Source organism: Candidatus Electronema sp. JC, assembly GCF_048287365.2.
Classification (GTDB): domain Bacteria; phylum Desulfobacterota; class Desulfobulbia; order Desulfobulbales; family Desulfobulbaceae; genus Electronema.
Genome location: NZ_JBLWEM020000002.1, coordinates 1 through 19,362, shown reverse-complemented (window position 1 = coordinate 19,362; position 19,362 = coordinate 1). Strand labels below are relative to the sequence as shown.

The window sequence follows — 19,362 nt, the reverse complement described above, 5'->3', positions numbered from 1 at the left end:
CGCCTGCTCGTCCTTCAAACCAAAGACCGCTGCCAGAGTGTCTCTTGACCCGACACCAGCTTCAGCGCAGGGATGATAGAGGTGTCAAGCAGCAGCCTGCCGCCTTCGCCCAGCTCCAGCTTTTTAACGAATTCCTTCAGATCAAACTCGCGGCTCTTGCCCTTGCGGCGGCGTTCCAGCAGAAAGCGTTCCGTGATCTGAAAGGCGGCGATGCTGTCTCTTGCCTGCTCGGCATCCACACTCTCCGGCAGCAGGCAGTCATAGCTGATGATCTCATTGACCGGAGCCTTTTTCTTGGCCAAAGCAAGGGCGGTGACAGCCATGAAGCTCGGCAATTGCCGGTTCAGCTCGTCCAGCATCTCTGCCGTGCGGCGGATGGGTTCAGCGAGATCAACCTCGAAGAACTCAATCTCGCTTTCCACGCCAACCGGCAGGGCTGGACTAAAGGAGACCTTGGGTGTGGGATTGAAGCCCTGCGAGAAGAGCACCGGCAGCCCGGCTCGCTGCAAGGCGCGGAAGACGAGGTTGAGCAGCTCCAGATGACCAATGAAGCGGCCATCGCCAAGGCGGGAGTAATCGGCGCGATAGCGGAAAATGGTCGGCTGGCTGTTCTTGTTCCGCTCCGGCTTGTTGGCGACGCGCAGAAGCGAGCCGCGAGAAACATCGTGAAGTTTCTGTTACGAAACGGCGACTAACTGTGCAGGTTACTCATTTTGCGGCAATGGAAAACTATAAAGAATAGTTAGAATTGCTTCGCTTTTCCAAATATGCAATTTGGATAAAAGCAGTGCTACTTATAGTAACAGTCAAGTACCACCGGCAGAGCCGGTGGCTTGCGGTTGCTGGCCCCTCAAAGGGGCCTGATCGCAACCGGAAGTGCTGCATGACGGGGAAATCTCTTTGCACCCGACAGGCACTTCATAACCAAGAGGGAAAAGCGGATATGACACCGTCATGCCACTGCCCCAATTACAAAAAAAATATTCCCAGAACTGTCAAACTTCGGGAGTCCCCCGGCAGAGCCGGTGGTTTACTTGTTTAAATTAAAAATTACAATCCAAGCAAATTGAATGCGCATTCATTTACGCTTACAGCATCTGCCAAGCTAGTTTCAAATTTAAAAACAGATGAAAATATACTGGCCCATCCAGCTTCGTATGAAATATTTATTTGCTTTCCACAGAATAGGTATGTTGCAATTGTATTTGCTGCGCCTATAATATTATTAATCATTATTAATTTTCCTGAATGCGGAAGCCTTGACAAGGGAAGTTTCGTTGAAAAAAATGAAATAGCATCAGAAATACAAGTTATTTTAGCGGACATATTACAGTATACATTACTGCTTGACTTGCTTTCCCCGCACATTTTATTTAAATATTCATTAACAACAGGAAGGTGTTGAGTAGATTCATTGTATGCTTCCATAGAGCTTAATCTCTCTTGGCATTTTTTAAAAAAATTATCACTATCATCTTGATATACCTCAGAATGATGCATCATTTTAGATAAAATTTCCAGCCATCTACCCCATTTATACCATGCTTCAGAGCATTCTTTTTGCCATTCTTTATAGCATTGACTATATTCATCAACATAATCACAAAATCGACTTGCGCTTGCAAGTGAATATAGATAACTACCATTACCCGTATCATATCTGTTGACCTCGCATGCGTAAAGCATATCTATATCATGCGTTGTTGTTACACTGCAAGCGTTAATGAATAATTTCATTATTTCAAAATAATCCTCACTTCGTCTTATTAATTTTTCAAAATATCTTGACATGACATAATGAGACTCGTAGTAAGAAGTAAGCCTTTCGATAGATTCGTAATTTTCTTTGTAATTTTGTATAAAAAATTCTTTATTATAATTTAGAACAACTGGAATTCCAACTACGCGTTTTGATAATGGAAATATTGAACAAAAAGAAAGACTTTCTATTTTTCTTCTTATTTCTTCTTCTTTTTTTATTCTCATCTCTTTAGCATTATCGTCAAAAAATGCTGCGCTCGCAGAGGAAACTAATAGGACAAACAGAGAGGCAAGAAAAAATGAGCAGCGGGACAGGAAAGATATAGGCCGCAAAAACATGATCATTCTCCAAAAAGGGGGTTGCGGAGTGAACAGGCAGGACTTTTCATATCACATTGGAGCGGTTAGATCAAGAAGAATTAGGAAGACACATAGCTGCGGAGCAAAAAAGGTGCGGCTCTTGCGAGCCTGCACCCTTCTTCCAGCCTAGCGACAGGGCACAGCAACTCACACCTCCCTCACCCCCATCTTCACAATCCGCACCAGCTCCGCCTGCTCGTCGTTCAAACCAAACACCGCTGCCAGCGTGTCCCTTGGCCCGACACCCGCTTCAGCGCAGGGGTGATAGAGATCAAGCAGCAGCCTGCCGTCTTTGTGCAGCTCCAGCTTCCTGACGAACTCCTTCAGATCAAACTCACGGCTTTTACCCTTGCGGCGGCGTTCCAGCAGGAAGCGTTCCGCGACCTGAAAGGCGGCGATGCTGTCTCTTGCCTGCTCTGCATCTACGCCCTCTGGCAGCAGGCAGTCATAGCTGATGATCTCGTTGACCGGGGCCTTTTTCTTGGCCAAAGCAAGGGCAGTGATCGCCATGAAGCTCGGTAGCTGCCGGTTCAGCTCGTCCAGCATCTCTGCCGGGCGGCGGATGGGTTCGGCAAGATCCACCTCGAAGAACTCGATCTCGCTTTCCACGCCAACCGGCAAGGCCGGGCTGAAAGAGACCTTGGGCGTGGGATTAAAGCCCTGCGAGAAGAGCACCGGCAGCCCGGCTCGCTGCAAGGCGCGGAAGACGAGGTTGAGCAGCTCCAGATGACCAATGAAGCGGCCATCGCCAAGGCGGGAGTAATCGGCCCGATAGCGGAAGATGGTCGGCTGACTGTTTTTGTCCCGCTCTTGCTTGTTGGCGACGCGCAGAAGCGAGCCGCGAGAAACATCGTGAAGTTTCTGTTTTGAAACAGCGACCAGCCGTATAGATTACGGGTGAGGTCGCCATATCTATTTTTGCATACGCTTGAATATCGCGTTTCGGGTAATTGATGAATGTCCTCTACCGCGCCTGCTGCTTCTCCGCCCATTCCAGCACTTGGTCGAATTTGCTTTGGCCGGGCGGCGGGGGTGAGAGCAGGCTGCCGAAGCGTTTCATGTCCGCAGGGCTGCGTTCCTTATGCACGATTTCAAGGCCCTGCACGTCTAATTGCCAGAGGAATTTTACGGCTTCGATGAAGGTGTGGTAGAGTGGGGTGGGTTTGGAGTCGTGTAGGAAAAGGGTATACGAACGCATATCCCAAATCCGTATTGTCTTGTCATCAGAACCGGAAGCCAGCCACTTGCCGTCAGGGCTAAAAGCGACATCATAAACAGTATCCCTATGACCTTTCAGTGTTCCAATTTCTTTTCCGGTCTTGCTGTCCCAAAGACGCACTGTTTTATCATTAGAGACTGAAGCCAACAACTTGCCGTCAGGGCTGAAAGCTGCATTGTTGACCTGATCAGTATGTCCTTTCAAGACAAATAGCACGTTGCCGGTTTTTGTGTGCCAAATTCGTACTGTTTTGTCTTCAGAACATGAGGCAAGTCTTTCTCCATCAAAATTAAAAACCAGTCCTCCAACATAATTATTTTCAGCATGTCCTTTTAGTTCATTAAGTTCTTTTCCTGTTTCTTTGTCCCATATTTCGATAATCCCGCCTGATGAAGAAGCAATCAACTTTCCATCAGGACTGAAACAGAGACCTGGATGCCACCTGTTCTTCATCACGTCCAGAATTTTCCCAGTCTTACTATCCCATTTCAGTAGGTTGTCGTCCTCTGGTCCTGAAATTAACTGGTTACCGTCAGGACTGAAATTGATATTCCAAACATAGCTGGAATGTCCGTTCAGAACATGAAGTTCTCTGCCAGTCTCACTGTCCCAAAGACGCACTGTATGATCTAATGAACAAGAAGCAATCTGTTTACCATCAGGACTAAATATTGCACTGTTAACAGCAGAAGTATGTCCTTGCAGCAGATTTAGTGTTTTCCCTGTCTTGATGTCCCATGTTTTAACTGTGTTATCCGAAGATGCGGAAATTATCCTTTTGCTATCTGGATCAAAAGACACACTGCGGATATCTTTTGTGTGCCCTGTGAGTATTTTGAATTCTTCATCTGTTGCGCTGTCCAATATCCTCACTCTTTTATCAATAGAAGCTACAGCTACACGTTTGCCGTCTGCACCGAAAGATACGCTGACAGCAGCCTCGGGTATTGTCAAAATTTTCAGTTCAGTGCCATTTGCAATGTCCCATATCTGAACCGTCTTATCTGCGGAAGCAGAGGCTATTTTGCTGCCGTCTGGACTAAAGGACACGCTAAGTACAGCATCAGTATGTCCTTTTAACACCTTAAGCTCTCTTCCTATTTTAACATCCCAAAGCCATACCGTATTATCAATAGAAAACTTAAAATCCCAAGATGCTGAAGCAAGAATCTTACCATCAGGACTAAAGGACACGCTACAGACTTCATAGGCATTATGTCCTATTAACGACTTTACTTCTTCTCCGTTAATTGTATCCAGTATCCGCACGGGTTTATTGCCACTATATGCCAAAGCAAGCAGCCTCCCATCCGGGCTGAAAGATATGCTTTTGACTGCACTATCTTCTTTTATAAGAACCAACTCTTTGCCGGTCTCTATATCCCAAATTCGTACAACCTGACCAGAAGAAGTTGCAGCCACTTGTTTGCCATCAGGGCTGATGGTTACACTTTGCCTAACTCCTTTGTCGCCTTGAAGAGCCATCAATTCTCTACTGGTCTCAACATCCCATATCCGCACCGTATTATCTCCAGAAGCGGAAACAACTTGCCTGCCATTTGGACTGAAGGCTACGCTCCAGACGGAATCGGTATGCCCTTGTAGCACATTAACTTCTTTGCCTATCGTGCTGTCCCAAATCCGCACTGTTTTATCATCGGAAGCTGAAGCGATGTATCTACCATTAGGACTAAAAGCCACACTTCGGACAACACCCTGCTGTAGCGGAGAAATCCATTGTTCTGCCAGCGAATTCCCAAATACTCCCGCAGTAAACAAAACTGCTGTAGAATCTGGCGACAAACCAAATCCCTCAACATTCTGATCTAACGCAGCAGAAGAAAACAACACCACCTTTTTGTATGCTTCAGTGCCGTCTTTGTCCGCTGTTTTGAGAGCAGTTAACGCCTTACCTTCAAAAGCCTTTGCAACATTATACCTTGCCTCAACGGTTTTCCGCTCGGCAACCCCTCGCTGCTGCTCGGCATTTTTCCACAGCACCAAAACTACTGCCACAACTACCGCAGCAATCAGCAACGCGGCAGCAAAGGCGGTGCTCTTCCTCCTTCGCTGCTTTACCCGCGCCGCTTCACTCTCCTCAACAAACCTTCGCTCTTCCTCCGCCAAATACCCCGCATGACTTCCCCGCCACCTCAACGCCTCATCCAATGGCAGACCGCGCAGCAGCGCACTGTCATCTTGCTTGCTCTCCCGCCACTGCCGCAGAAGCACCTTTAGTTTCTCTCGCCATACCAAAAAATTCCGTTCTTTGTCCACCCATTCCCGCAAGGTCGTCCAGTGATGAAGCAATGCCTCATGAACGATCTCGACTGTGCTTTCGCGGCTGTGCGCATCTTGTCCAGTCACAAGAAGCCGCCGGTCGGCGAGCCGCTTTATCAGTCCATGATATTCCGGCTCGAATTGAGCAAAGACCGCCGCCTGCCGAGTGTCTTCAGTGCCTTGGCCGGGACGCACCAGCTTAAGAAAAATATGCCGAACCCGTTCTCTATCCGCCGCATTGAAGAGATTGCACACATCATCAGCATGAACGGCAATTGCGTTCTTTACCCCGCCGATGTCTTGATACGCCGCGTGGGTTATCTGTCTGCATTCCTGCTTTTCCCAAAGCTGCGTCAGGCAGAATTCCAGCAGCGGCAGACTGCCGGGGCTGTCGCCAGCTTCAGAGACAATCAAATCCACCAACCCTGGCTCAAAAGCGACATGCTGAAGAGCGGCAGGACGCTCAACCACCTGCTGCAAATTCTCCTTGTCAATTGACGGGATGAACACCGGCGAACTGCTGTTCAATATCCCGGCAAAAACACCACAGCTTCCCGCAGCGGCAAGAAAATCTGCCCGCAGAGTGACAACTGCACTGAAGCCTTCCGTCTGCGCGGCCTCCAGCACTTGACTAAGAAATGACCGGGAAAGAACTTTGTCCGCATTCGGCGTGTACAGTTCCTCGAACTGATCAATGATAAGCAGAAAACGGCGGCGATCGTGCCGCTCTCTGATCTGACTGATGACGCTGGACAGCGAGACAGTGCCTGCGTCAAAGTTCGCTTTCAGCTCTTCCGTTTTCTCTGAACGTTGCAAAGGGTCTTCATACAGAAAGGAAACAAGGCGGACAGACAGCTCATAAAATGGCTGGTTCAAAGGGCGGCAGTCGGCAACCAGCCAATCGCCGCTTTTGCGTAGGGCCGGAACCAGCCCGGCAAAGACAAGCGAGGACTTGCCGCTGCCGCTCGCGCCGATGACTGCCGTGAAGGACTGCGTTTCAGGAATTTTCTTGAGATGCGCGATCGCCTCATCTCTGCCGAAATAAAAGTGCGCATCTTTTTCCCGGAACGCTTCCAAGCCCTTGTACGGATTGACCGGAAGCGGCATGTCCGGGAAGGCGCTGAACAGCGTGGAAGCAGGAATCATGTAGGCAACTGTGGCGGCATTCCTCCTGTCCAGTACACTGACGATCATGCCACAGACTGCACTCTCTTTGATAGCCCAGACCGCTGTGCCGCTGAAGCCTTCTTCAACTAACTCAAGACCTTGATGATGAATCTCCACCCAGCCCTTGGCTGTCAAGTCTTGCAGAGTGCCTTTGGCATAAGTACCATCATCAATGCCTGCGGGAAAGCCGCACATTTGCACTTGATGGGCAAAAAAGGACTTGTCGCCGCTATCCAGTCTCACTATCGGCGCAGACTGAAGCTCGGCAGGCAGCGGCACGTCAGATGACAACTCCAGCACGGCAATGTCCTCTATCTCGCCGACAGAAGACTCCTCCCTCATCGGAAACCAATGCAAAACTTTTGCTTGCAAGAGGGGTTGGCCAGGCTGCAATGGAACATCTATCCATATCTGAATATCAGGATGTTCAGCGGCATCTCGCCTGAGTCCCAGCGCATCATTGATCACATGGGCGCATGTCAGCGCATGACGTGATGTGACTAAAAAACCAGCTCCGACAGGTTGGCGGGGGCTTTTGTCGTCGGTCAGGATGCGGATCAGGGCGGATTTTAAAGAGGACACGGAAGTCTGGCCTTACTTCTTGTTGCTCCACTTCAGAGAGACCTTGAAAGTTGCCTCGCTGTCGGCTGAGGCAAACACCACGCCAGTCTTCGCCTTGAAATTCAGACCAAACTCAAGGGAAATTTCATCCGGGGTGTTCATCTCTTTGAAAGCGTTCAACACCACTTCGGCGGCTGGCTTGATGCGGGCCACGGCTTCGGTAAAGCGGGAAACCGCCTTTTCCGGTTCGTCCTCCCCACCGCCCCGGCTCACTCGGCGTATTCCTTCCGCTTCACTGATCTCGGTTTCAAAGTAAACCGGCTGGCCGTCCAGTTCAAATTCGACGAGTTTCTTCATGGTTTTCATGACAATACCCATGCAATAGATAAAGGTTCGATATTACCAAGTTGGTAACTCAGAAAGAACATCACACCTCCCTCACCCTCGCCTTCACAATCCTCACTAACTCCGCCTGCTCGTCCTCCAAGCCAAAGACCGCTGCCAGCGTGTCCCTTGGCCCGATGCCCGCTTCAGCGCAGGGGTGATAGAGGTCAAGCAGCAGCCTGCCGCCTTCGCCCAGCTCCAGCTTCTTAACGAACTCCTTCAGATCAAACTCACGGCTTTTACCCTTGCGGCTGCGCTCCAGCAAGAAACGTTCTGCGACCTGAAAGGCGGCGATGCTGTCTCTTGCCTGCTCTGCATCCACGCTCTCCGGCAGCAGGCAGTCATAGCTGATGATTTCATTGACCGGGGCCTTTTTCTTGGCCAAAGCAAGGGCAGTGATCGCCATGAAGCTCGGCAATTGCCGGTTCAGCTCGTCCAGCATCTCTGCCGGGCGGCGGATGGGTTCGGCAAGATCCACCTCGAAGAACTCAATCTCGCTCTCCACGCCCACCGGCAAGGCCGGGCTGAAGGAGACCTTGGGCGTGGGATTGAAGCCCTGCGAGAAGAGCACCGGCAGCCCGGCCCGCTGCAAGGCGCGGAAGACGAGATTCAGCAGCTCCAGATGACCAATGAAGCGGCCATCGCCAAGGCGTGAGTAATCGGCGCGATAGCGGAAGATGGTCGGCTGGCTGTTCTTGTCCCGCTCTTGCTTCTGAACCGCAGGCGCGGCACTTGCTGCTACCTCCTTTGGCGGATTGACTAACGGCCTGATGCTCTTGAAATCACAGAGGCCGCAGTTCTGGCAGCCCTGATTGCGGCAGTCTGGGGTATAGGCGCGCTTCATCGCCCGCTCGTATTCGCGCTCCAAGAAACTGCGGTCAACACCACTGCTGAGGTGATCCCAGGGCAGGACTTCGCTGCGGTCGCGCTGGCGCAGGTAGAATTCGAGATCAATGCCGATGCGTTCTGCCGCCTGCTGCCAGCGGGCCAGCGAGAAATGCTCATTCCAGCCGTCGAGCCGCGCTCCGTCCCGCCACGCCTCTTCCAATAAACGCGACAGCCTGCGGTCGCCGCGCGAGAACACCCCTTCGAGCAGGCATTGCTCCGGGTCGTGCCACTTCAGCTTGTAGCCCTTGGGCGGCAGCTTTTTCATCAGCCGCTGGATGCGCTCTTTTGACTCATCCAGCGAAATCTGGCTGCACCACTGGAACGGCGTGTGCGGCTTCGGCACAAAAGTGGAGACGGCCACGTTGATGTCCGCCTTCTTGCCGCTCGCCTCGCGCCGCGCCCGCGCCGCCAAGTCAACTATCGCGTCCACATCCTCCAGCGTCTCGGTGGGCAGGCCGATCATGAAATAAAACTTGAGCACGCTCCAGCCCGCATTGAAGGCATCACGGCAGCCTGCGAGCAAATCCGCTTCGGTGATGCCCTTGTTGATCACCTCGCGCAGCCGATCAGTGCCTGCTTCCGGGGCCACGGTGAAGCCGGTCTTGCGCACCCGCCTGATTTGGGCGATGACCTCTGGCGTGAGCGTGCCGACCCGCATCGAGGGCAGGGAGATCGAGACACGCTCCTCGGCAAAGCGGTCCATCAGCTTGGTCAGCAGCTCCGGCAGGCAGGAGTAGTCGCCAGTGGACAGCGAGAGCAGGGCCAGCTCGCCAAAGCCGGAGTTCTGAATGCCCTGCTCGGCCAGCCGCATCACCTGCTCGACCGTGCGTTCGCGCACCGGGCGGTAGATCATCCCTGCTTGGCAGAAGCGGCAGCCGCGTGTGCAGCCCCGCGCAATCTCCACGCCGAGGCGGTCATGCACTGGCTTGACCATCGGCACGAGCGGGCGTTCGAGCAGCTCGGTCGGCGGCAGTTGGGAAACAATACGGCGGCGAATGTGTGTATAACCCGGCTTGAGCGGGAGGACAGCCTTGAGCTGCTGACCTTCATACTGCGGCGCAAAGAACGCAGGCACGTACACGCCCGCAATCTCCGCCAGCCGATGCAGCTTCGCGCTGCGGGACAAGCCTTCCTGCTTGGCAGCACGCAAGGCAGCCGCAATTTCCAGAATCACCTCCTCGCCGTCGCCCAAGACAATGGCATCGAAGAAGTCAGCCAGCGGCTCAGGATTCATCGAGCAGGACCCGCCGCCGATCACCAAGGGCGCAGCCTCGCCGCGCTCCGCCGCCCGCAGCGGTATTTGCGCTAAATCAAGGATGGTGAGGATGTTGCTGAAGCACAGCTCGTAGGGCAGCGTAAAGCCGATGACATCGAAGGCCGCCAAGGGCCGCCGCGATTCCAGCGAGAAGAGCGGCAGCTTGTGGCGGCGGAGCTGCTCCTCCATGTCCGTATCCGGGCAGAAGCAGCGTTCGGCAGCCAAGCCCGGCTCGCGGTTGAGGATGTGGTACAGTATCTGCAAGCCCTGGTGCGACATGCCGATCTCGTACAAGTCCGGGAAGATGAGCGCGAAGGAAAGATCAACCGCCGCGTAATCAGGCCGCGCCGCGTGCAGCTCGCCGCCGATGTAGCGGCCCGGCTTGCGCACCAAGGGGAGGATGGAGTCGAGGGAAAGGGTAGTATTCATGAGGATTGAGGCGGTTGTCATTGGGTCAGCAAGCAAGAAGCGTCACGTCAAGCCCGAAGAACTGCGCTGCTTGGGCAAGACGGACATCAGCAGTGAGCAAGGTCAGATGCGCTGTGCAAGCCGCCGCAAGATGAAGGCCATCAAGGGTGCGCAGCGGCGTGCTGCACTGGGCAATCCACCCGGCGGCCATAGTGTAATGATGCTCCTCAATCTCCAAGAGGCGGTACAGCTTCTCCTTGAAAAGATGTCGGTCAAATTGGTGGATGATCTTTAAGCCGTCCTCACGCGCCATGCCTTCCCTGATCTTTCTGGATACTGTCGAAATCAGCTCAAGCCTCGTCAGATGACTTACAGCAGGATTCTCTGCGGCAAGAATCAGCTCCTCTGCCCGCTCACTGAGCGGTTCAGGACAATAATACGCAGCCAGAACGCTAGTGTCGATGTAGCAAGACATCAGCCGCGCTCCTCATCTCGTGCAGCTATGACAGCAGAACTGAGGCTATGCTCCGGGGCGACGATGCTCTGGCGAAACTCTTTCAGGCTGGGCAGGCGATCAGTTTTCCTTGGTGGAACCAGACAAGCAACTTCCTTGCCGCGCCTTGTCAGCAGAACATCTTGACCATGCTCAACCTGCCTGAGCAGCCTGCCAAACTTTGACCTGGCCTCTTTCACGTTCATTTCCAGCATAATTCTTCGTTGACGTTCTGTTTTAACTCTTCCATGCCAATGCTTGAGGTGAAGCAGAAGGCTGTTTATGACAAGGCAGAAATATGGAAATAGATTGCTACGTTAAATTGTTCAACATGCTCACAGGTGAAGTCATCAGTCTATTCGCACTATATCAAGACCGAATTCTGCTGCTTTCGGACGGGCCTCGAAGAAGGCTACTCGACAGTTTCCTTCTTTAACCCATTGCTTGACTGATGCACGGACGTTATCCGATGTCCTACAGCCAAAAATGATCCCTGTCAAAAACGCAACTGGATAGTCGATGTACTCTTCAGCCTTTTCTGGTCTAAAAATCCTATACTCCTTTTCATACGACCAGTGTTTGGACTTCGTGAGAATCACTCTGCGCATCTGATGTTCTTTATCTTCATGCAAAAGGATTGGCGTGTAATCTTCATGTTCCACAGGTTGAGCGACACCGAAGAACTTACAGTTGCAGGAACCATCAAATTCGAGGCACAATCCTTGATGTTTGTCTGCATAATGTGCCCACATCAAGATGTCATCTCTCACCGTAGAAAAACAGGCTATACCTGCCTTATCGACTGCATCCTGAAGTCCTCGGCGAATACCTTCGAGTGTGTTGACCGGCATCAGCTTATCTATCATGTCTGACTTTTCAGTTTCGCTGTGGTTGGGAAGCAGACGATCTACAGATTCCTCAGCCCACCTCTTCAAGAAGGTGCCAGATATTTGTGACAAGTTCCCAATAGCGCAGTCGAATGGGTCGTTAAAACCTTTTCGACTTGCGAAAAATAGCTGGTGTTTAACAAGAATATGCTTCATCCACTTCTGTCTTGTCTGGTCACATTCAGGACATGACATGTATTTGTATAAAGGCACTGTTTCGAGATTTGTCTGCGATTCTGACGTTAGCATCTCTTTACTTCCTCTTCTGGCTGATTCTATAGTTTCTGTATAACTCCAATATTCCGTCTCCTTAAAATACCTCTCTCCTCCACACCCCGCAAGCAGTTTAGGTGGCACCATCACCGAAGCACAGCCTATGCTCACTCCAAAACACAGGTTAAGCTCCTGCTCTGGACAGGCTATGCACAGAGGGAGCATAACGTTATGCTCCTGCCGAGCTTAACCTGTCCGCAGCACGAGCATAAGCTATGGTTTGCACCTGCCACAGCCTATGCTCTTCAATCACCATAGCCTATGTTCTGGCAAAGGCATGGGGCATCCTCCGGCAAAAATGCTCTGCGCCGCAGCATTGCTGACAATTCCATTGACAAGACCGCAGCGCCGTTTTAATCTGCCTGAAAGCGGCAGCATCCTCCCTCGTTATCCCACCTTTCTCACAGGAGAATCAGCATGACAACCATTCAATGGCGGCCCCAAGTCAATGCCCTCACCAAACCCCAGTCCTACCGTCCGCAAGTCGTGCCGCGCGGCACATCCGGCTACGACAAGATGGCCGCCGACATCTCGACGGCCAATCCGGTGTACAACGCCGAGCTGCTCCGCTCGGTCGCGCCGCTGATCATGGACTGGATTCAGCAGGAGCTGATCAACGGCTGGCAGGTGACGCTGGAGGATGCCTTCACCTTTCATCCCTCAATGACTGGGAAAATGGCCGGGCCGGATGACCCGCTGCCGAACGCCAATGAGCTGCTGCAAGTCAAAGTGTACGCGGCCCGCTCCTTTGTCCAAACCGTCCGCCAGAAGGCCAAGCTGGAACGGCTGCCGATGAACGAGAAGCTGCCGCAGGTCACTTCAAGCGAAGACACCAAGCTCAAGCTGGCCGACGTGCTCAACCCTGACGGCGTGCTGCGCCTGACCGGCAGCAATCTCTGGTTTGACGAGGACGACCCGGACTGCGGCTGCGTCATTGCAGGCACGGAGAGCGGCACGGTCAAGCAGAGCACCTTCGCCTCGGTCGCCAACAGCGAGATCCTGCTGGTGCCGGACATCCCGGCTCAGGCGCAGCCGTGGAACAACGAATGCAGCCTGAGCATCACCACTCAGTACACCGAGCACGGCACGCCGCGCACCGGCCTCTACCGCACGCGGCTGCGCAGCCCGCTTCTTGTGGAGAGGATGGGCCACCCCAATCCGCCGGAGACCGGCATCCTCAGCGGCAATGGAGCCAGCCCCTTGGTCAGCGTCACCGGCGGCAGCGTGTCAGCGGACGAGCGACTGCGCATTCAGGCGATTTTCGATGCAGTTGAAGACTGCCTGCTCTTCAACCTGCTGGATATGAAGGAAGATGGCGCGAAAGGCACAGAAGTCCCTGCGGTTGCGAACGGGGAACTGACCCTGCTAGGCTTCAGCGGCTCGGCAGTGAGCAGTTTGACGATCAGCGTGAATGACTATGCCAGCCTGAAGAAGCTGGTTCACGACCAGTACGGCGGCAGGCTGGCGGACATATTGGATGTGAAGCTGGCGTGAAGCCGATGACTTCTAAATATTGCAACTCATCATAGTGCCGCAAAGCGCAGCTTGCTGAAGCCGTCCGGTGCGTCCCAAGGCCGGGAGGCGCCGAGGCCGTTCAGCTCGAAGAGCAGCACTTCCAAGGTCAGATAAACCCGGCTGTCGCGGCGGACGCAGGCGGTAAGTGTCTCGCCGTGGTCGCCCAAGGCGGCATGGAGATGAATTTTCGGCTCGCCGTTGTCCAAATGGATTGAGCCGGTGCCGATCACCTCGCAGACCGCCTCCACCTCGCGCCAGACCGGCTCCGGCGGCACCACCGGTTCTTTCGGGCCAGTCACCACCCCTGCCCTGCCCAGCGCGCCGATGATCTGAAACCAGCCGCTGGCGATCCCCTCGTGCAGCGCCAGCTCCCGCAGCCCGGCGAGAAAGTCCTCGCCGTGATCAAAGCGGGCCGCAATCACCCTCCCCACAGAGCCTGTCCGATATTCCATGCCGTCCTCCTGTCAGTGCAGCCCGTCGCCGGTGCTGCTCATGGTCAGATTGCCGCTCTTCACTCCCCGCAGGGCGATCATCTGCTCGGCTAGCTCGCGCACAGCAGAGGCATGGCCTTTGACGATGGTCACTTCTAAGCAATTGTGATGATCCATGTGGACATGGGTGGACGAGGTGATGAGCTGGAAAAAATCGTGCTGGGCTTCGGTGATCCGCTCTTGAAGCTTGGCTTGATGGTGATCATAAACCAGGGTGACAACCCCAACCACCTCGCTGTCCTGCTCCCACTCCTCACTAATCAGCTTGCTGCGGAGCAAATCGCGCACTGCTTCGGAGCGATTGGAATAGCCGTGCCTACCGATGTAGTCGTCAAATTTTTCCAGCAGTTCTTCTTCCAGAGAGACGGAGAATCGTTTCAGCATGGCCTTGCCTTTTTTTCTGTTTTACCTGTAAAGTTGTAGGTGCTACGACGCATCTTCCAGTTTTTTCAGCCGCTCTAAAATGGTTTTGGCCTCTTCACGCAGATCAGCGGACACAGTCTGATCTTTTTTGGCTCGTTCCAGATATTGTTTGGCGTACTGCATCCGGCCTTTGTACAGATAATGCTTGGCCAGATAGAAATTACTCGCGCCAACCTGATTCTGCCGGGATTTTAGGCGGCCCAGCTCGTAATACACCTGCGGATAATCTGGGATGGCCTTTGTGATCTCCAATTGCAGCCGTTCCGCTCCGGCCAGATCGCCAATCTTTTCCAAAGCCCTGGCGAGATGAAAGGCGGCATAGAGGTCAGCAGGATTACGCTGATGCGCCAAACGGAGTATCTCAAGAGCGTGGTCGATCTGTCCGGCCTCAAGCTGAAGGACAGCAAGGTCGATATCCAAAATTTCCCGGCCTGGACAGTCTTGCCGGGCCTGTTCCATCAGCCGAACCGCGTTGTTAAAGTCCATCTCTTTGGCACTGAGAAGAGCTAGACCGTAGCGGGCCAAACCAATCTCCTGCGGGTCTTTGTCTGAGGCAATGACTGCGGCGCAGGCGTTGCGCATCATCTCCGGCTCCAAGGTCTGGGCCATTGCCCGGTACTTGAAGCGGAGAAAGGCAAAGCCATCTCCTGCTGACTTCTTGAGAGTATCCTCATTCTTGTGCCGCTCCATCAGGGATTGGACGTAATGGAGCCTGTCTTCAGGATTAGGATGGGTGAGTAAATAGGGTGGGAGCTGTTCAGAACTGTAGCGAGCCACTCGACGGAGGATTTTCAGCATTCCCACCATCGCAGCAGGATCGCGATCCATGCTCCGCAGCCAGTCAAATGCCAACCGATCAGCCTGTTCTTCGTCTTGCCTGGAGAAACTCAAGCTCGCACTCGCGCCTGCCGCCATTGCACTGGTGAATAGTCCCTGAGTGAGCTGTGGATTGCCTGCGGCAATGCTTGCTAGGCCAAACAACATGCTGAGAGCGGTCACTCTGGTTTGTTTTTCCATGCGTGAGGCGATGTGACGGCTGGCCACATGCCCGACCTCGTGAGCCATAACGCTGACAAGCTGGTCTTCGTTCTTCATGACCTTGATTAGACCGGTATTGAAGAAGATCAGGCCGGATGGGGCGGCAAAGGCATTGAACTGATCGTTTTTGACTACAAAGAAATGGTAATCAAAATACTGCGGCCCAGCGATCTCCAGCACCTGTTGGCCAAGATTGTTGATGTACTGGGAGATGTCAGGATCGTCAAGCAGGTCAAATTCCGTGCGGACAGCGTATAGGAGCTGCTCGCCGAGCAGTCGCTCTTCACCGATGCTGAAACTATGTGCTGGTAGAGGCAGAAGAAGCCATGCCGTCGCCAGAAGGACGGTGGCGTACTGAAGCAGTCTGGTCATTGAGTTGCTCCGCTTTTCAGGAGGTAAGAACAGCCTCCTGCATAGTACCCTGCCGCCGCTGCCCACGTCAAGCGGGCAGTCTCCAGTGTCTGGCAGAAACAGTGCGCATTCCGGCTCATCAATTCAGCTTATAGTTATTATCTATTTGACCGACTTTGAAAGTAGTGGTAATATATATTCTTTATGCTATGCTCACCTCTAGGCGAGTAACACAACAGCTTGAAGCAGAAACATGAATTCAGCCTTGTCAGCACTCATGGACAGCTACATATTGATAGGTTTCTCGGCCTTTCTTGGGACTATTTTTGCAGGCGGTGCGATGCTGCTAGCTTGGCTGCTTTCGTATCGCTCGCCGGATAGCTTGCGCAAACGGCAGGCGTATGAGTGTTCTGAAACCCCCATCGGTGCAGCGCGCATCCGCTTTAAGGTTGCCTACTACATCTTCGCCCTGCTCTTCCTCCTCTTCGACATAGAAACGCTGTTCCTCTTCCCCTGCATGAAAATTTTCCGAGCAGTGGCCAACGGTGCGGCTGGCGCAGTCACTATTAATCTGCTCTATCTTGAATTATTCGGCTTCGTCTTTGTTCTTTTCTCCGGCCTGCTCTACGCGTGGCGCAAGGGGGTTCTGGTATGGGAGTAAACAACGGCGCATCCGCCTTGGTCAGACAGTCCGGCGAGCTGATTGAAAAACTACCTGGCGGTATCAAGCTAGTTGACGCGGTCGAGCTGCTAGTGGCGTGGGGGCGGGCAAATTCAGTTTGGCCGCTGGTTTATGCCACTTCCTGCTGCGCGATTGAGATGATGTCCACCATCGCCGCCCGGCATGACTTGGCCCGCTTCGGCTACGAAGTCATGCGTGCCAGCGTCCGTCAGGCGGACATGATCATCCTTGCCGGCACGATCAATGAAAAGATGGCGAAGAATCTCGTCACCCTCTACGAGCAGATGCCCGCGCCCAAATACATCATCGCGATGGGTTCCTGCGCCATCTCCGGCGGGCCGTTTTATTATGACTCCTACGCGGTAGTCAAAGGCGGCGACCGGCTAGTGCCGGTGGATGTCTATATTCCCGGCTGCCCGCCCCGTCCTGAGGCCCTGATTCAAGGCATCTTGCAGCTTCAGGAGAAGATTAAAAAAGAAGGCCGCCGCCATCCGTGGCGGGTGCATAAGACACTGAACGTTCCGTTTGAGGATTTGTTCAGCAAAGCGCAGGCAGAATGGGCCGCCCAGGAAAAACGAAAGGACGAGGAGCTGCGTGAGGCGCGGGAGCAGTTCAAGCGCGACAATCCGGCCAGCTCCGCGCCCAAGTCCGCCCGCGTCAAGAAAGAGGAATTTCCAGTTGTTCCGCGTCGGAAACCGGCGGCGCAGGGCATCAGCAACTGGACGCTGCTGCAAATGATTCAGGAAAAATTCCCTACTGTTGAGGTCTATGATCATCCGGGTATTACCCCAAAGCAGGTTGCCGAGCTTGGCTCAGATTATATCCTCGATCTGGTCGTGCCGCCTGAGCAATACCGTGAATTTGCCGAATACGTGAAAAACGAGCAGAGCCTTGGCTTGGACATGCTCATTCAGCTCACCTGCGTGGACTGGAAGGACTCGTTTGACATTGTGGTGCAGCTGCTTTCCTGCCGCGACGGCCACAAGCTCTTCTTGCGCAGCCGGGCAGCAAAAGATGCAGACGGCGGTGCGGAAATTGCCACAATATCCGATCTCTATCTCGGCGCGGAATGGCATGAGCGCGAGGTGTATGACTTCTTCGGTGTCCGTTTCCGCAATCATCAAGACCTGCGGCGGATTTTCTTGGAAAAAGATTTTCCCGGCTATCCGCTCCGCAAGGATTATGATGATCCAACGCGGGTGGTGAAAAGGCCGTATTAACGGTGCAAAGCCATGCTCCACATCTCCCGCAACATCTCCATCCATAATCACGAGATTGAGCTGCTGGCCATTCGGGCGCAGGGAGCTGGCGGGCAGAATGTGAACAAGGTGGCTTCGGCGATTCATCTTCGTTTTGACATCAACGCTTCATCGCTGCCGGACATCTGCAAGCAGCGTTTGCAGCTCCTCAATGATGCGCGGATAAGCAAAGATGGCGTGGTCATCATCAAGGCGCAGCAATACCGCACGCAAGAGCAGAACCGTCTGGACGCGCTGGAGCGGCTGCGGGACTTGATCAAAAAAGCGTTGACGGTTCAAAAGGCGAGAAAACCGACGAAGGCGACTCAGGCATCGGAAAAAAGACGCTTGGAAAGCAAGGTGCGGCAGAGCAAGATCAAGCTGCTGCGAGGCAAAGTGCTGGACAATTAAGCAATGTTCCGCAATGCGGCGGCGATATGTTGACAGCGGCGGACACGGAAAAGAACGGGAAGGAAATGATCACAGAATCATTCAGCGAATACAGTCTTGACGGAAACACGCTGCCGGAAGGCTTCAAGCTGCCGCCGCCGGACGACGAGGAAGCCGAGGAGTTCTTCGTCAACATCGGGCCGCAGCATCCCAGCACCCACGGTGTGCTGCGCGTGGTGGTGCGGCTCAACGGCGAGACGGTGGTGGAAGTGGTGCCGCATCTCGGCTACATCCACCGCAGCATTGAGAAGATGGCCGAAAATCAGACCTACGTCCAGAACATCCATCTTTCCGACCGTCTCGACTATCTCTCCGCCTTTTCCAACAACCTCTGCCTCTGCATGGCGGTGGAGCAGGCCCTTGACATCGGCGTGCCGGAGCGCGGCGAATACATCCGGCTGATGATCTGTGAGCTGCAACGGCTTCAGTCGCATCTGCTCTGGTGGGGCGTGCTCGGCATGGACATGGGTGCCTTCACCACCTTTTTTTACGGTTTCCGTGAACGTGAGCTGATCAACGATATCTTCGAGGAGCTGTGCGGCGCACGTTTGACTGTGAACTATTTCCGGCCTGGCGGCTCTTCAGTCGATGTGCCAGACACCTTTATTCCAAGAGTCAAGCATCTGCTCAAGATAATGCCCAAGGTGCTGGACGAGTACAGCAATTTGCTCAACAAGAACATCATCTTCTTGGAGCGGACAAAGGACATCGGCATCCTCTCGCCGGAAAAAGCTCTGTCCTATGGCTGTACCGGCGCGGTGCTGCGCGGTTCCGGCATCAGCTATGATGTCCGCAAGCACGATCCCTATTCGATTTACGATCAGTTTGATTTCGACATTCCCTTAGGCAGCACCGGCGACAGCTACGACCGCTGCCAAGTGCGGATGGAGGAAATGGCCCAGTCGCTGCGGATATTGGAGCAGGCTGCGGCCCGCTTCCCCGGCGGCCCGCACCGCAGCCAGCCGCAGCAGAACTACAAATTGCCGAAAGGCAGCTATTACAGCCAAGTGGAGACTCCGCGCGGCCTGCTCGGCGTGTACATCGTCTCCGACGGCGGCACCAAGCCCTACCGGCTCAAGTACCGCTCGCCCAACTTTTCCAATCTCAGCGTGCTGAACGAACTCGCCGCCGGACACAAGGTGGCCGACCTGATCACCATCATGTCCACGCTCGATTTGGTCATCCCGGACATTGACCGTTAGAAAACACAGGTGACACGCCATGATGCCTTCTTCCGC

The 19,362-nt window shown here is 53.6% G+C and carries 19 protein-coding genes; 7 read left to right on the top strand and 12 right to left on the bottom strand.

Translation table 11 applies throughout. The features are described 5' to 3' along the window. Positions 1-14: 14 nt before the first annotated feature. On the bottom strand, positions 15-533 hold the full coding sequence (locus tag ACNKH3_RS00350) for a TIGR03936 family radical SAM-associated protein (protein WP_420207874.1): 519 nt from the start codon (positions 531-533) through the stop codon (positions 15-17). A gap of 6 nt (positions 534-539) precedes the next feature. Between ACNKH3_RS00350 and ACNKH3_RS00345 the strand changes: the two genes are divergently transcribed. Continuing rightward, positions 540-695, top strand: coding sequence for a hypothetical protein (locus ACNKH3_RS00345; RefSeq protein ID WP_420207820.1), 156 nt, complete (start codon positions 540-542; stop codon positions 693-695). A 355-nt stretch (positions 696-1,050) separates the two neighbouring features. On the opposite strand, the gene ACNKH3_RS00340 is transcribed toward ACNKH3_RS00345, so the two are convergent. Both ACNKH3_RS00340 and ACNKH3_RS00335 read right to left on the bottom strand, forming a co-directional pair. Beyond that, positions 1,051-2,100: a hypothetical protein gene (locus tag ACNKH3_RS00340; RefSeq protein ID WP_420207819.1), complete on the bottom strand. Its 1,050-nt coding sequence runs from the start codon at positions 2,098-2,100 to the stop codon at positions 1,051-1,053. Between the two features lie 168 nt (positions 2,101-2,268). Next, positions 2,269-2,841 (bottom strand): TIGR03936 family radical SAM-associated protein, encoded by a 573-nt coding sequence (locus ACNKH3_RS00335; RefSeq protein WP_420207873.1) that lies wholly within the window; start codon positions 2,839-2,841, stop codon positions 2,269-2,271. 6 nt (positions 2,842-2,847) lie between these two features. Between ACNKH3_RS00335 and ACNKH3_RS00330 the strand changes: the two genes are divergently transcribed. Then, the gene (locus ACNKH3_RS00330) at positions 2,848-2,991 is read left to right on the top strand and encodes a hypothetical protein (protein WP_420207818.1); all 144 of its coding nucleotides are present in this window, start codon (positions 2,848-2,850) and stop codon (positions 2,989-2,991) included. Between the two features lie 94 nt (positions 2,992-3,085). Here ACNKH3_RS00330 and ACNKH3_RS00325 read toward each other — a convergent pair whose 3' ends face one another. The 6 genes from ACNKH3_RS00325 to ACNKH3_RS00300 form a co-directional block, all read right to left on the bottom strand. Further along, positions 3,086-7,369: an eIF2A-related protein gene (locus ACNKH3_RS00325; RefSeq protein WP_420207817.1), complete on the bottom strand. Its 4,284-nt coding sequence runs from the start codon at positions 7,367-7,369 to the stop codon at positions 3,086-3,088. Between the two features lie 12 nt (positions 7,370-7,381). After that, a complete protein-coding gene (locus ACNKH3_RS00320) occupies positions 7,382-7,705 on the bottom strand; it encodes a CU044_2847 family protein (protein WP_420207816.1) in 324 nt (107 codons plus the stop codon). Positions 7,706-7,775: 70 nt separating this feature from the next. Next, positions 7,776-10,304, bottom strand: coding sequence for a TIGR03960 family B12-binding radical SAM protein (locus ACNKH3_RS00315; protein ID WP_420207815.1), 2,529 nt, complete (start codon positions 10,302-10,304; stop codon positions 7,776-7,778). A 25-nt stretch (positions 10,305-10,329) separates the two neighbouring features. Then, the gene (locus ACNKH3_RS00310; RefSeq protein ID WP_420207814.1) at positions 10,330-10,758 is read right to left on the bottom strand and encodes a type II toxin-antitoxin system VapC family toxin; all 429 of its coding nucleotides are present in this window, start codon (positions 10,756-10,758) and stop codon (positions 10,330-10,332) included. Continuing rightward, a complete protein-coding gene (locus ACNKH3_RS00305) occupies positions 10,758-10,991 on the bottom strand; it encodes a type II toxin-antitoxin system Phd/YefM family antitoxin (RefSeq protein WP_420207813.1) in 234 nt (77 codons plus the stop codon). Before ACNKH3_RS00305 ends, ACNKH3_RS00310 begins: the two co-directional genes overlap by 1 nt. A gap of 135 nt (positions 10,992-11,126) precedes the next feature. Further along, entirely contained in the window at positions 11,127-12,101 is a 975-nt protein-coding gene (locus ACNKH3_RS00300) for a DUF2971 domain-containing protein (protein ID WP_420207812.1), read from the bottom strand. Between the two features lie 252 nt (positions 12,102-12,353). Here ACNKH3_RS00300 and ACNKH3_RS00295 point away from each other — a divergent pair, with 252 nt between their 5' ends. Beyond that, entirely contained in the window at positions 12,354-13,430 is a 1,077-nt protein-coding gene (locus ACNKH3_RS00295; protein ID WP_420207811.1) for a DUF4469 domain-containing protein, read from the top strand. 29 nt (positions 13,431-13,459) lie between these two features. Here ACNKH3_RS00295 and ACNKH3_RS00290 read toward each other — a convergent pair whose 3' ends face one another. The 3 genes from ACNKH3_RS00290 to ACNKH3_RS00280 are packed head-to-tail and all read right to left on the bottom strand — an operon-like array spanning position 13,460 to position 15,775. Beyond that, positions 13,460-13,903 carry a PPC domain-containing DNA-binding protein gene (locus tag ACNKH3_RS00290; RefSeq protein ID WP_420207810.1) on the bottom strand — a complete coding sequence of 148 codons (444 nt, stop codon included), beginning with the start codon at positions 13,901-13,903 and terminating at the stop codon, positions 13,460-13,462. Positions 13,904-13,915: 12 nt separating this feature from the next. After that, positions 13,916-14,326: a nickel-responsive transcriptional regulator NikR gene (gene nikR, locus ACNKH3_RS00285; protein ID WP_420207809.1), complete on the bottom strand. Its 411-nt coding sequence runs from the start codon at positions 14,324-14,326 to the stop codon at positions 13,916-13,918. A 42-nt stretch (positions 14,327-14,368) separates the two neighbouring features. Continuing rightward, positions 14,369-15,775 carry a M48 family metalloprotease gene (locus tag ACNKH3_RS00280; RefSeq protein ID WP_420207808.1) on the bottom strand — a complete coding sequence of 469 codons (1,407 nt, stop codon included), beginning with the start codon at positions 15,773-15,775 and terminating at the stop codon, positions 14,369-14,371. A gap of 256 nt (positions 15,776-16,031) precedes the next feature. Between ACNKH3_RS00280 and ACNKH3_RS00275 the strand changes: the two genes are divergently transcribed. The 4 genes from ACNKH3_RS00275 (at position 16,032) to ACNKH3_RS00260 (ending at position 19,326) form a co-directional block, all read left to right on the top strand. Beyond that, positions 16,032-16,415: an NADH-quinone oxidoreductase subunit A gene (locus ACNKH3_RS00275; protein ID WP_420207807.1), complete on the top strand. Its 384-nt coding sequence runs from the start codon at positions 16,032-16,034 to the stop codon at positions 16,413-16,415. Then, positions 16,406-17,656 carry an NADH-quinone oxidoreductase subunit NuoB gene (nuoB, locus tag ACNKH3_RS00270; RefSeq protein ID WP_420207806.1) on the top strand — a complete coding sequence of 417 codons (1,251 nt, stop codon included), beginning with the start codon at positions 16,406-16,408 and terminating at the stop codon, positions 17,654-17,656. The genes ACNKH3_RS00275 and nuoB overlap by 10 nt, the downstream gene beginning before the upstream one ends. Positions 17,657-17,668: 12 nt before the next feature. Continuing rightward, complete coding sequence (arfB, locus tag ACNKH3_RS00265) at positions 17,669-18,085, top strand: alternative ribosome rescue aminoacyl-tRNA hydrolase ArfB (protein ID WP_420207805.1); 417 nt, start codon at positions 17,669-17,671, stop codon at positions 18,083-18,085. Between the two features lie 65 nt (positions 18,086-18,150). Next, positions 18,151-19,326, top strand: a complete 1,176-nt coding sequence (locus ACNKH3_RS00260; protein WP_420207804.1) for an NADH-quinone oxidoreductase subunit D — start codon at positions 18,151-18,153, stop codon at positions 19,324-19,326. The last annotated feature ends 36 nt before the right edge of the window (positions 19,327-19,362 follow it).